Raw genomic sequence first — 13,143 nt, 5'->3', positions numbered from 1 at the left:
AAAAAATAATATTTCCATTCTAAAACTGAAGTTTGTCAATACAATAATTAAACTTTAAATTTGAGGATAGAATAATATCAGTTTATTCTGCCTTCTTTAATGAAAAGTTGTGAAGGTGAAATTTGGTCTGTAGTTTAAATCACAATATATATATATTATTCTTTTCCAAATGGGATGAGTGCAAGACTCTGATTATAACTATTGCATGAGAAGAATAAAATACTTTCATGTTTCTTATTATTTAAAAAATCTCAATAGTGCATAAAAATAAAATTGTTATTAATTTTTGTCCTACCGGAATGGTTCCCACAAAAGAAATGACACCTCATGTGCCAGTTTCTCCAAGTGAAATAATTGAACAAACCCAAGAAGCTTATGAGGTGGGAATCACCATCGCTCATCTTCATGCAAGAGAGAATAATGGAATTCCAACCTGGAAACCCGAAGTTTATAAAGAAATTTTTGAAGGGGTTAGAAAACATTGCCCTGATTTAATTATTTGTGGAAGCACATCAGGAAGAAATTTCCCGGAGTTTGAAAAACGTTCGGCTGTAATTGAGTTAAAGCCCGATATGTGTTCGTTGACGCTTTCTTCGCTTAACTTTATCCGTCAGGCATCGGTTAATGATCCTGGAATGATTGTGAAATTAGTACAGAAAATGGGAGAATATGGAGTAGTTCCTGAATTGGAATGCTTTGATTTAGGAATGATTAATTATGGGAATTATTTAATTGATAAGAAATATATTGATGGCCCATTCTACTGGAATTTAATATTTGGAAATATCGCGGGCTTTCAGCCATCTTTTAGTCAAATAGGTACAGCCTTGAATGAAATCCCCAAAGATCATTTTATATCCCTGGCTGGATTGGGGTCAGATCAACTGCCCGTAAATTCTACCGCAATCTCTATGGGTTACGGCGCCCGTATTGGAATTGAAGATAATATTTGGTGGGATGAAAAGAGAAGCAGGCCTGTTACTAATATCGAGTTGATCAAAAGAAGTCATGACCTGATTGAAATTAATCAAAAGACATTTTTTAATCCCAAAGAATTTGGGGAATTAGGTTTCTATAACAGGAAGCGGAATGATTAAGAAAATTCAGGTTTTGGGGATGTCAGAATATTTAACCTGTGTTATTTATGATATTTTAAAGGATAACAATCTGGCTGATCATTTGGATATCTATTTAAATATGGACATCCTCTCAAGACCAAAAACTCCGCTTATGGAATTTTCTTATTCGGTTTATGAAAATGGTGCTATTCCAGACTTAGATATTCCGGTTGTTTTTGGTGCTTCTGGCCCTAAAAATAAATATCCTATTTTTAAATATTTTTCAGAACAGCATGGGATTCAGCCATTTCATTTCAAAAACATCATTCACAATTCTTCGTATGTTGCTAACTCCTCGTCAATTGCAATGGGTGGTTTTATAGAACAAGGGGTTGTTATAAGCAGTCAGACTGAATTAGGTTTCGGCGTTACGATCAAAAGAGGAGCTTTGATTGGTCATCATTGTAGTATTGGGGATTTTGTAGATATTAATCCGGGTGTTGTAATCTCAGGTAAGGTGTCAATCGGCAGGGGAGCAGTAATTGGTTCAGGTGCTGTATTGATGGATGGCGTTGTGGTTGGTGAAAATTCTTTCATAGGCGCAGGAAGCGTGGTAACTAAAGATATTCCTGCAGGTGTGATCGCTTACGGGAATCCTTGTAAGGTTATCCGCCCAAATACAGAGTGGAAAATTTAATGTAATTCTGAAGATTGAGGGTACAAAGTAAATAAACCTTTTAAGGATTATCTGAATATTAAATTAATAAATTATTTTAAATGGCACTTTTTTCCGTTGTAATCCCTGTATTTAAGAGTACCAAAAGCCTTGGAATGATCGTTTCAGAGTTAAATGCCATAAATGCTGAAAAGGGCTTTCAGTTTGAAATCATTTTTGTCAATGACAGCCCTTTTTTTTTAGACACGGGAGTTTTTCTTGAACGTTTAAAAAAGAAATATAACAATATTAAAGTTCTGACTTTACGAAAAAACCAAGGACAGCATATTGCAACCTTGGTTGGATTAAGTCAGGCTTCCGGGGATTATATAATAACGATGGATGATGATTTGCAACATCCGGTACAGGAGATTCCAAAAATGATAAATGCCATGCATTCTAATTCTCATACTGAAGGAATCTTTGCAATCCCTAATTACAGAGAGCGAAAACATTCATTATGGAGAAGTGCCGGAAGTTATGTTTTTAAAAAAATTGATCTGATTTTTTTAGATAAACCAAAGGGATTGGTTCTTTCATCCTTTAGGATTATGACAAAGGACCTTGCCAGCGCGACTGTAAATAGTTATAACGCTATGCCGGCAGTTTCAAGTCTTATGCTTAACTGTTCCAATAATCTTAAAAATATTAAGGTTGAACATAATAGCAGGGAATTTGGCAAAACTAATTACACATTTCCTAAACTGATGACCCTTGCTATAAACGGGATCCTTTATTATTCATCCTTACCCTTAAGAATTCTTGGTGTTATTGGTATTATTGGATTTTTGGGTTCCATGCTGTTCATATTTTCAATTGTGATTAGAAAATTAATGATAGATATTGATTTCCCGGGCTATGCTTCAACGGTTTCTCTTATTAGCTTTTTTGGAGGTTTAAATTTATTTGCCTTTGGAATTATTGGAGAATACCTAATTAGAATAATCAGGGAACAGCAAAAACCAAAATTAGCGGATTTGGTAAAATAACCCTGATTTTCCAATTGGGTTATTAAAGTAATTACTCGTCCTGAAAATTCCTTTAAAAAATTAAAATATTGAATAGAAAGTATATTCTGCTTAAAAGGTTTTTATATTTTTCATTGCCTTTGATTTTACTTTTTTTTATTTTTAAAAAGGTTGATTTTTCACTGTTATTTTCTCTTTTAGAAGATGTGAACCTGGTCTATATTATTCTAGCATTGGCCATCATGCCGATTTCTATTGTTTTAGGATCAGGGCGTTGGTACTTATTGAATAATTTTTACAATAAAAAACCTTTATCTTTTAGGTATATTTCTTTCCATTATTGGGCAGGACTAGCAATTGGTTATTTTACTCCAGGAAATATCGGATGGGATGCCTACAGAATAATCGCTGTTGGAAAAAAATTAAAGACTTATACCTCTCCTGTAATAACCATAGTTTCAGAGAAGTTTATTGGCTTCTTGTCCGTTTCATTAATGATTTTGATAGTTTTTCCTTTAATAGAAGATCATTTATTGAAGGATGGAAAACTATATAATAAAATATATTTTGGTGGTTCTGGGATTTTGGCGTTAGTTATTCTTTTTGGAGGTTTAATTCTAAAAGGTAAGGGCGAGAATATTTCAGATTGGATAAATTCCTCAGTTTGTTCGCTTATTTTAAAATTTTCTAAATTGGTTAAATTAAAAAAACTGGTAAATTTGAATAGTCTGGATTTTACCCAATCGAGGAGTTTACTCTCCGGCTTTAAGAATCCAAAATTACTTTTTTCAACTTTTTTTATTTCCTGGGGGATACTGATAATTTCTGCTTTAAGTAATCAGTTTTTATTCAGAGCTTTAGGGTATGAAATTGATTTCAGTATTAATTTATTTGCGGCACCAGTTTTTTTTATCCTTTTTCTAATACCGCTTTCTTTTGGGAGCCTTGGGGTAAGAGAGGGTGTGTATATTGTGTTTTACGATCAATTTGGTGTACCTATGGAAATAGCCTTACTTGTAAGTTTCTTAAGCCTGATTGGAATATTGCTAAATAATGCTCTTGGCGCGGGCAATATTTTAATAAATGGTTTCAAAAAGTTAAAAAAGGATTAATCAATTAAAATAGTTTATTCTTGAAAAAAAATACTAAAACACCCTTTAATAAACCTTATTTAACGGGGAATGAGCTAGAATATATGAAGCAGGCAATAGAAGGAGGCAAAATCTCTGGAGGAGGTAGCTTTACTAAAAAATGTCAGAACTTTTTTGAAGACCAATACAATTTCGGAAAGTGTTTGTTAACCACCTCCTGCACAGATGCCCTCGAAATGGCGGCTATTTTGATTGATATTCAACCTGGGGATGAGGTTATTATGCCCTCATATACCTTTGTGAGTACTGCGAACGCTTTTGTGCTGAGAGGTGCTAAAATTATCTTTGTCGATAGCAGGGAAGATCATCCAGGAATGGATGAGTCCCTTATAGAAACATTGATTAGCCCGAGAACAAAAGCGATTGTTCCTGTGCATTATGCCGGTGTAGCCTGTAATATGGATATAATAATGAATTTGGCACTGCAATATAACCTGGTTGTTGTAGAAGATGCCGCACATGCTATTGATAGCTTCTATACCGGGAAAGATGGCGTAAAAAAGGCTTTGGGATCCATAGGACATTTGGCAGCATTCTCCTTTCACGAAACAAAAAATGTGATTTCCGGGGAAGGAGGAATGTTAGCAATTAATGATCCACGCTTTATGGAGAGGGCAGAAATCATCTGGGAAAAGGGAACGAATCGATCCGCCTTTTTTAGAGGGGAAGTAGATAAGTACAATTGGGTAGATATAGGAAGTTCCTTTCTTCCTTCTGAATTAACTGCAGCATTTTTATGGGCACAATTGGAAAATATTGATAAGATTCAAAGCAGAAGGCTGCATATTTGGCATTCCTACTATGATATTTTAAAAATAGATGTTGAGAAAAAATATTTCAAACTTCCGGTAATTCCCGATTTTGCAACAAATAACGCTCACATGTTTTATCTGGTTTTTAATGAGCCTGTACAACGTGACCTTGTTATAGAACGTTTAAAATCTGAAGGAATACTCGCTGTCTTTCATTACCAGGGTTTGCACGAAAGCCCATTTTATAAAGATAAGTGCGGGAAAATGGTATTAAATAATTCAGAAAAATATACTGATTGTCTTCTACGACTTCCTTTTTTTTATGAATTAAATTTCGAAGTAATAGATCAAATAAGAGAAACCATAGATGAGACAGCTAAAATATTATAATCTTTTTTGGGGTACTATATTAGTTCTATTGATTATTCTGAGTATCACTTATGCTTTTATAAGCACCGATGCTCCCTATTATCTGTCTATTGCCCGGGACATTTCCCAAGGATCTATTCCGTACAAGGATATTTTTAGTAGCTATACCCCTGTGGTGATGTATCTCAACTCACTTATTCATTTTTTCTTCGATGATCCTGCTTATCATATTTTTTTAGCATTCCAATATTTAATCATAGCTTCTTCAGTTTGGGTCTTCTATAAAATATGCCAAAAAGAGGGGCTTGAGAATGTTTCAGCGGCATTTCTAAGCCTGTTTTTGTTTATTGCAGTCCTCAGTTCCGATGGTACCTATATAAATCTAGAAGTATATTTGATTTTTTTTGTTTTACTTTCTTATTTAATGGTCCTGTATCGTTATTTTTTTATGGCTGGTATATTTTTATCTCTCAGCTTTTTTTGTAAACAATATGGGATATTCAATTTTCTACCTTTTTTTCTACTGGTTATTACTTTATACGGATACCAAAAAAAATACCTGGTAAAATTCTTAGCAGGGGGTGTACTTCCTTTGATTGTTTTTCTCTTCTATTTTGTTTTTCTCGAAAAGGTTGGAATACAAGATTTGGCGCTGCAGTTAACAGGATCCGGGTATGATCAGGAGATGATTGAATTAGAGACAACCTGGTTCAGATTTTTGGCGGGATCCAAAGTTTTTCTCTTGTTGCTGTTACCACTTTTTTTGTTGCGAATCAATCCATTTAAGGATAGAATAAGTGCCATTCTAATTATAGGAATTGTGGCAAACTTGATACCCCTTTATGTCCAGACTGTTTCACATTATTTTATTTTGTCATTTCCCTATATTTTTATTTTGTTCGCGCGAAATTTTAATAAATCCAACAGAATTTTTTTCATAACCTCCAATTTGGTGTTATTAATAATAACCGGATTACTCTTATCAAGAATATACAGATATAGAGAGGTTTATAATGAACAGTTAGCGGTAGCCGCAGAAACGCGGAAAGAATATTCAGTAGGTTCAGAGGTATTCCTTTACAAGCACTACCGGTTTCTATATATCCTAAACGATTACAGAAATCCAGTATTAAAAGAAGTAGGCTATAGGTATGGTTTTAAGCCAGATTTGGAATTTCAGAAAAAATACAATGTCCTAATAAAGGACTAAAACATGAAACCGGACGAGCTGTAGCTCGGTAAGAAATGATATCTTTGAAATTGAAAAAAAACACAATCCTTTTTCCAGTAGTAATATCATCTGGAAGATTCAATATAATATGAAGAAATCACTTGTTTTAATGCAAATTTTCATCCTGTTAATTTCTTCTTTATGATTTCAGAAATTATTAGATGTCCTTAAGAAAACAAGCTGCCTCCGGTTTTGCCTGGACTTTTGCCCATCAATTCGGCCATAATATTATAGGCTTTTTTGTTTCCTTAATCCTGGCGCGAATACTTTTGCCTGCAGAATTTGGATTGATTGGAATGATTTCTATCCTTATTGGATTAGGCCGGGTATTGGTTCATTCAGGAATGACACAATCATTGATAAGAACGGAAGATGTTGATGAGGAAGACTTTTCTACAGTATTTTTTTTAAATTTAGCGGTAAGTGTTGTAGTCTATTTTTTGGCCTATTTCACCGCGCCCCTGGTTGCCGAATTCTTCAACCAACCAATTCTTGTGAGTATTATAAGAATATATTGTCTTTCCTATATTTTAACAGCCTTTTCTGCCGTACAATTTGCAAGACTCACCAAAAATTTGAAGTTTAAGGTGCAAACTTTAATCGAACTTCCAGCGAATGTAGTTGGAGGTGGGGTGGGTATTTATATGGCTTATTCCGGATATGGAGTCTATAGTTTGGTTTGGAGCCAAATTGTGATCTACTTTGTTTCTACCGTGCTGGTATGGTTCTATTCCGGTTGGACACCAAAATGGGTTGTAAACATAGAAAAACTAAAATTTCATTTTAATTTTGGATATAAACTGGCTTTGTCTGATAGCCTTGAGATAATTTTTAATAACTCATATATCTTAATTATTGGAAAATTTTTCTCTCCAAGTCAGGTAGGATTCTATACAAGGGCCGAAACTATGAAGCAATTGCCTGTGACTAATATTAGCAGGGCTTTAAATAAAGTAACCTATCCTTTATTTTCGACTATTCAAAATGACAATATCCGATTAAAAAGAGTAAATAAGCAACTAATGCAAGTGGTCACTTTTACCATTGCACCTATCCTTATTTTCCTGGCAGTGTTGGCAGAGCCTGTATTTCGGTTTTTATTTACTGAAAAATGGCTTCCTGCGGTGCCCTATTTTCAAATTTTGTGCATCACAGGCATATTAAGACCTATTCAAACTTATAATTTAAACATACTTAATATTAAAGGAAGAAGCGATCTCTATTTGAAATTGAAAGTTTATGAAAAAATAATTATAGTAGTATCATTGATCATAGGCTTTCAATATGGCATATATGGTATTTTGTTCTCTCAGGTTGTTGTAAGTGTAATAGTATTTTTTTTAAATGCGTATTATACCGATAAATTTATTGATTTTTCTCCCTGGGAACAGCTAAAGGCTATTATTCCAATAATTACCTTAGCATCTATTTGTGGAGGGCTGTTATTTCTATTTGACATGTGGTTAGAACCAGAATTTGATATTGTAAGAATTTTATCTGGTGGGATTTTTGGTGTGATAATTTATGTATTGAGTAGTTGGTTGCTAAAAATGAAAAGTTTTATACATTTTAGGTCATTAACATTATCGTATATGGGAAATGATAGGGGTTAAATCATCATTTTCTATATTTATGCTTGCCGGAATTTTCAGTCTGTGGTACGACATCAGCAATAAATATTCAAAATGGAGGGTCTTTTATTATGAACTATATTTTTTGAGTAAATTAGCGCTTTAAAGAACTTTATAATGCTTAATTTAAGAAAACATAATATTTTAAGGGGTAATAGTTTTATTGGAAATTTGCTAAGGATACCTTTCTTAATAATTCCTGATAATACGGTGGTATTTATACTTACTGGAATCCTGAAAGGAAAAAAATGGATTATAGGCTCTCATAATAAAAGTGTATGGCTTGGAATTTACGAGAGAAAACAAACTAAAACCTTTGCTGAAAAATGTAAGGGCAAAAATATATTATGGGATTTAGGTGCACATTCCGGTTATTATACTTTACTTTTTAAAACAGTAAATAAAGAATCAACTGTATATAGTTTTGAGCCCGTTGATAGTAATTCCAGATATTTTCAAAAGCATATGGATCTTAATAATTTGGGAAAAATAAATCATTCTAATAATGCCGTTTCTGATAAAGAGGGTGTCCTAAAATTTGCCAAAGGTAATTCTGTGGGCGGAAAATTGTGTGAAGAAGGTGACATGGAGGTATCCGTAGTTAAATTAAGTGCCTTATTGGAACGTAGAGAGATTGAGATTCCGGATGTAATAAAAATGGATATTGAAGGTGCGGAATTTGAAGTTTTAAAAGATCTTAAATCATTATTATCATCAAATCAAAAACCTATTATTTTTTTATCTACTCATAGCAGGGAAGTTCACGACGCCTGCATCGATCTCATGAATTTAATGGAATATAATATAATTCCTTTAGATGCGAAGGATGTGGATAATGGAAGAGAGTTTTTATTAGAACCAGTTAAAAGGAATTAAATATTAAATTTACTTTCAAATAGATACCGTGGAGTTTCTAAATAAGGAGGCATTAGAGTTAAGAATAAAAGCCTTAATTTTAAAAAATGACAAAGACCTGAAAAATTTATAACCGGGCTTTAAAGGGAAATGCTGTACAATCAAGTAAGGATCGAAAGAATATATGCGAGCTTACCCGTGAACTGAGGGTCTTCCCAAGTCAGAAATGCAAATGGCGCAAAGAACCTTAATTTTTTGGAATTGAAATTTTTCTGAAAATTGGAACCTTAAGGAAACTCTGGATATGGCTGATAAAATTAACTGGGCCATTGAAAATCCTGCTGAAATGGAGATATTGGCTCGTATGGCTAAAAAGGAGGCAGAACAGCGGTTTAGCATTGAGGAGATTGCTGAAAAGCACGAGGAGCTTTATAATAAGGTTGCTTTAATGAACAAGAATTTTAGTTAAATTTATAGAATGAAGAGAATAGGTATCTTGATGGATGATTTGAAAATGAGAAGCTGGCAAAAAAAAATCATCCAACATATTATTGAACACGACGAATTAGAACTTTCGGTATTAATAATTAATAAAAATAAATCTGAAGCATCCAATTCTGGATTTTTTTATAGGTTCTTTCAGGCTGTGGACAGAAAAATGTTCAAAGTGGCGAATGATGCATTTTTAATTAAGAATTTTGTATTAGACCCCAAGATACCAACCATTGAAATACATGGGATAGAAACCCGGTTTAGTTATAGATTTTCTGATGAAGATGTTATTGGAATTAAGGAATTAAATCTCGATGTACTTATAAGATTTGGATTTGGTATTCTAAAGGGAGGCATTCTTGATGCTGCGAGATTTGGAGTTTGGTCCTTACACCATGGAGATAATAAAATCAATAGAGGGGGTCCTCCGGGGTTTTGGGAAGTGGTAAATAAAGAATCTGTTACAGGGGTGACCCTCCAAAGGCTTTCATCTGATCTGGATGGAGGAATAGTTATAGACAAAGCTTTTACTAAAACTAATTTCACTTCTTTTAATAGAAATAAAAATGAAGTATTCTGGTCCGGTGTGGAGTTGTTTAATTCTGCTTTGGATAATCTTGCACGAGGAAAATCGGAAACAATGGCATCTTTAAATTGGAACAATAAAAGATTCTATTCGATGCCTTTGTACAAAACCCCGCTTAATTATGCGGCAATTAGTATACATCTTTCCTTTTGGATTCGTAGAATAAAGGAAATTTTGTTAGAATCTCTTAACCCTCCTCAATGGTTTTTACTCTATAAATTTAAAAGCCATAATGAAACTGAAACTTCAATTTTTAGATATAAAAAATTAGTGCCACCTAAAGGTTATGATTGGGCGGATCCTTTTGTTGTTAAAAAGGATGAAGAAGGCTTTTATATGTTTTTCGAAGAATTAAATATGAAAACCCGGAAAGGATACATTAGCTATTTTTATTTTGACAAAGTGGGAAAACTAATCAACAATACTCCAAGGAAGGTTATCGAAGAGGATTACCATCTTTCCTATCCTTTTGTTTTTAAAGAAAATAATAACTTTTATATAATTCCAGAATCTGCAAGTTCAGGAGAATTATGGTTGTATAAGTGTATTAAATTTCCGGATGAATGGCAAAAGGAGAAGAGAATTTTTAAGGATAAACCTTTTTATGATGCAACTTTAATTAAGCATCAGGACTATTATTATTTATTTGGAACTGAAAAGGTTATTTCTGAAAGTGCCCGGGATCAATATCTATTTATTTATTATTCTAAAGATCTTATGGATGATACCTGGTTGCCGCATCCTTCCAATCCGATTTATAAGGATGTAAGAAGAGCAAGACCAGCTGGCAGAATTTTTGAATTAGGAGGTAAACTGGTACGGCCAGCTCAAATAGGAGCCCCAAAGTATGGGTATGGAATACAATTTAATGAAATAAAAATCCTATCTCCAACCACCTTTGAGGAAATCAGATTAGAACAAATACTGCCAAATTGGGAAAAAAATCTTTTAGCAACGCATACCTTCAATTCAGTTGAAGGTTTTACTGTATTAGATGCCCAAGGTTATATAAACAGAAAGCACTGATCATGAGAGTCCTCCAGCTCATTCAAAAATCTCAGACAAGGGGAGCAGAAATGTTCACTTGCCAATTATCCAATATTTTAATCGAAAAGGGGCATGAGGTTAAGATATTATCCCTGTTTGAAGGTGAAGCACATCTACCCTTTAATGGAAAAATCTATTCTTTAAATGCAAATTTAAAGAATAGATTTTTCGATATTTCTGCGTGGCGGAACCTACACAAAATAATAAGAGAGTTTAAACCAGATATAATACAGGCAAACGCGGGTGATACCTTAAAATATATTGTTTTCTCCAAAATTATATTTGGTTGGAAAATACCTGTTATCGCCAGAAATGCGAGTGAAGTTGGCAGCTATTTAAAATCCTCTTTTCAAAAGCGAATTAATAATTTCTTTTATAAAAATGTTGAATATGTTATTTCAGTTTCCAAAGCATCAGAAAAAGACATTTTAAATCATTTCCCTTTTTTATCAGGAAAAACCAAGGTAGTTCCTGTTGGGCTGGAAATCAATTCAGAAATAAAAAAAATAGTGCTAGAACCTGAGGATTGTCAACATATTGTTCATGTTGGAGGTTTTACTTTTGAAAAAAATCATGAAGGTATCTTAAGAATTTTTCAATCACTTGCAGGTTCAAACCAGAAAATGCATCTGCATTTAGTAGGAGATGGTCCATTGAAATCTAAGATTGAAAAAGAAGTTAATAATTTAGGTTTGAATTCAAAAATTACATTTTATGGTTTTGTTAGTAATCCCCTTTCCTATATAAAAGAAGCAAATGTTTTCATTCTTCCCAGTATAATTGAGGGTTTACCTGCGGTGATTTTAGAGGCCATGTTTTGTCAAATTCCAGTGATTGCTTATAATGTTGGAGGTATAGGCGAAATAGTTGTGAATGGTAAAACAGGTTGGTTGATCGAAAAGAATGATGAAACCGGGTTTAAAAATACTTTAGAAATGGTATTGGGAGGTCATGAAGCCAATTCTTCAAGGATTGAAATAGCAAAAAAGATGGTGGTTGATAATTACTCTAATGAAATTATTGCCGATCAATTTCTGAGTTGTTATAGTGATGTTATTGGCCTTCCTAAAACTTCAACACATATTAAAATGAAGATTCTTCATATAGTAACAAAACGACAATACAGGGGTGCAGAACTTTTTGCCGCATATCTGAGTTCTGAATTGATAAAATTAGGTCATGAAGTGGTTTTTGTGGGTTTATATGAAAATGAAAAGGATGTATTAGTAGTGGAAAATGCGGAAAACAGGGATTTGGTTTCTGCTAAGAATGGCAAATTTTCATTTTATATTGTAAAAAAAATCGTTAAGCTTGTTAATGAAATCAAACCGGATATTATTCAGTGTAATGGGTCTGATACTCTTAAATATACTGTTGCAGCTTCTTTGTTTTTTAGAAATATTCCGTTGGTCTACAGAAACATAAGTATTATAAGTGAATGGATTTCAAGTAGGCCGAAAAAAATAATATATAAGAGAATGTTTCAGCGAATTGCCCATGTTACATCGGTTGGTGATCAAGCTATGGCCGATTTCATTAAAACATATAATTATCCTATAAATCGGACTGAAGTAATTAGAAGAGGTATTCCTATAAAAGGATTAGATAGAGAGAAGCTTTATAAGGAATTAAGAATAGATATGGGGTTTGATCAAAAATCTAAAATAGCCTTGCATATTGGTAATTTCAGCCCGGAAAAGAACCACGAATTTCTTTTGGATATTTTTGAGGAATTAGAAAAGGAAGCCTCAGATATAAAACTGGTTTGTGTAGGTAACGGCATTTTACTTGAAAAAATGAAACAGATTGTGGAGGAAAAGCGCTTGTACGAGAGGGTCTTTTTCCTTGGCTTCAGAAAGGATATTCCGGAACTATTGGCTGCATCAGATTGCCTGGTTCTATGCAGTAAGGTTGAAGGTGTTCCTGGGGTAATACTGGAAGCAGGCACCCAAAAAATACCTTCAATATCTACCAATGTAGGAGGGGTTTCGGAGGTGTTGATAAATGGCCAGACAGGCTTTTTAATAGATGACTTTAATAAAAAGGAGTTTAAAGAGAAATTAATAGAACTAATGAATAATTCTGAACTGAGAAAGCTTTTAGGGGAAAATGCCTTTTCTATGATATCAAAAGGCTTCGATCCGGAGATAAATGCAAAGAAATTTGAGCAATTATATCAAAAATTAATTACTCCAACTAAGTAGGATTCAAGTCTCACACGCAACTTTTTAGTTAAACAGGAATTTTCACCTCCTTAAAATGAAAAATTTGTTCTTTGTTTTTTTTCA

11 protein-coding genes are annotated in these 13,143 nt (G+C 33.4%); all 11 read left to right on the top strand.

The annotated features are described in order from the left end of the window. Window positions 1–257 precede the first annotated feature (257 nt). Window positions 258–1,097 (top strand): beta-keto acid cleavage family enzyme, encoded by an 840-nt coding sequence (locus ACKGJN_RS05705; protein ID WP_409538488.1) that lies wholly within the window; start codon window positions 258–260, stop codon window positions 1,095–1,097. Then, window positions 1,090–1,755, top strand: a complete 666-nt coding sequence (locus tag ACKGJN_RS05700) for an acetyltransferase (RefSeq protein ID WP_409538487.1) — start codon at window positions 1,090–1,092, stop codon at window positions 1,753–1,755. The genes ACKGJN_RS05705 and ACKGJN_RS05700 overlap by 8 nt, the downstream gene beginning before the upstream one ends. Before the next feature lie 80 nt (window positions 1,756–1,835). Further along, complete coding sequence (locus ACKGJN_RS05695; protein ID WP_409538486.1) at window positions 1,836–2,762, top strand: glycosyltransferase; 927 nt, start codon at window positions 1,836–1,838, stop codon at window positions 2,760–2,762. A gap of 68 nt (window positions 2,763–2,830) precedes the next feature. Then, on the top strand, window positions 2,831–3,853 hold the full coding sequence (locus tag ACKGJN_RS05690; protein ID WP_409538485.1) for a lysylphosphatidylglycerol synthase transmembrane domain-containing protein: 1,023 nt from the start codon (window positions 2,831–2,833) through the stop codon (window positions 3,851–3,853). A 20-nt stretch (window positions 3,854–3,873) separates the two neighbouring features. After that, on the top strand, window positions 3,874–5,034 hold the full coding sequence (gene rffA, locus ACKGJN_RS05685; RefSeq protein ID WP_409538484.1) for a dTDP-4-amino-4,6-dideoxygalactose transaminase: 1,161 nt from the start codon (window positions 3,874–3,876) through the stop codon (window positions 5,032–5,034). Further along, window positions 5,012–6,223, top strand: coding sequence for a hypothetical protein (locus ACKGJN_RS05680; protein ID WP_409538483.1), 1,212 nt, complete (start codon window positions 5,012–5,014; stop codon window positions 6,221–6,223). The genes rffA and ACKGJN_RS05680 overlap by 23 nt, the downstream gene beginning before the upstream one ends. Window positions 6,224–6,405: 182 nt before the next feature. Next, complete coding sequence (locus tag ACKGJN_RS05675; protein ID WP_409538482.1) at window positions 6,406–7,857, top strand: lipopolysaccharide biosynthesis protein; 1,452 nt, start codon at window positions 6,406–6,408, stop codon at window positions 7,855–7,857. A 135-nt stretch (window positions 7,858–7,992) separates the two neighbouring features. Next, complete coding sequence (locus ACKGJN_RS05670) at window positions 7,993–8,751, top strand: FkbM family methyltransferase (protein WP_409538481.1); 759 nt, start codon at window positions 7,993–7,995, stop codon at window positions 8,749–8,751. A 283-nt stretch (window positions 8,752–9,034) separates the two neighbouring features. Further along, entirely contained in the window at window positions 9,035–9,199 is a 165-nt protein-coding gene (locus ACKGJN_RS05665; RefSeq protein ID WP_409538480.1) for a hypothetical protein, read from the top strand. Window positions 9,200–9,208: 9 nt separating this feature from the next. Continuing rightward, the gene (locus ACKGJN_RS05660) at window positions 9,209–10,834 is read left to right on the top strand and encodes a glucosamine inositolphosphorylceramide transferase family protein (protein ID WP_409538479.1); all 1,626 of its coding nucleotides are present in this window, start codon (window positions 9,209–9,211) and stop codon (window positions 10,832–10,834) included. 2 nt (window positions 10,835–10,836) lie between these two features. Next, a complete protein-coding gene (locus ACKGJN_RS05655) occupies window positions 10,837–13,059 on the top strand; it encodes a glycosyltransferase (RefSeq protein ID WP_409538478.1) in 2,223 nt (740 codons plus the stop codon). Window positions 13,060–13,143 lie beyond the last annotated feature (84 nt).

This window comes from Gillisia xinjiangensis, assembly GCF_046298265.1.
Classification (GTDB): Bacteria; Bacteroidota; Bacteroidia; order Flavobacteriales; family Flavobacteriaceae; genus Gillisia; species Gillisia xinjiangensis.
The sequence above is the reverse complement of the archived record's forward strand: the minus strand, read 5'-3'. Positions and strand labels throughout refer to the sequence as shown.

Bases quoted from the DNA above. Each gene is read 5' to 3' on its own strand.
- ACKGJN_RS05700 (WP_409538487.1), top strand. From the start codon at position 1,090: ATGATTAAGAAAATTCAGGTTTTGGGGATGTCAGAATATTTAACCTGT.
- ACKGJN_RS05695 (WP_409538486.1), top strand. From the start codon at position 1,836: ATGGCACTTTTTTCCGTTGTAATCCCTGTATTTAAGAGTACCAAAAGC.
- ACKGJN_RS05680 (WP_409538483.1), top strand. From the start codon at position 5,012: ATGAGACAGCTAAAATATTATAATCTTTTTTGGGGTACTATATTAGTT.
- ACKGJN_RS05675 (WP_409538482.1), top strand. From the start codon at position 6,406: ATGTCCTTAAGAAAACAAGCTGCCTCCGGTTTTGCCTGGACTTTTGCC.
- ACKGJN_RS05670 (WP_409538481.1), top strand. From the start codon at position 7,993: ATGCTTAATTTAAGAAAACATAATATTTTAAGGGGTAATAGTTTTATT.
- ACKGJN_RS05665 (WP_409538480.1), top strand. From the start codon at position 9,035: ATGGCTGATAAAATTAACTGGGCCATTGAAAATCCTGCTGAAATGGAG.
- ACKGJN_RS05660 (WP_409538479.1), top strand. From the start codon at position 9,209: ATGAAGAGAATAGGTATCTTGATGGATGATTTGAAAATGAGAAGCTGG.
- ACKGJN_RS05655 (WP_409538478.1), top strand. From the start codon at position 10,837: ATGAGAGTCCTCCAGCTCATTCAAAAATCTCAGACAAGGGGAGCAGAA.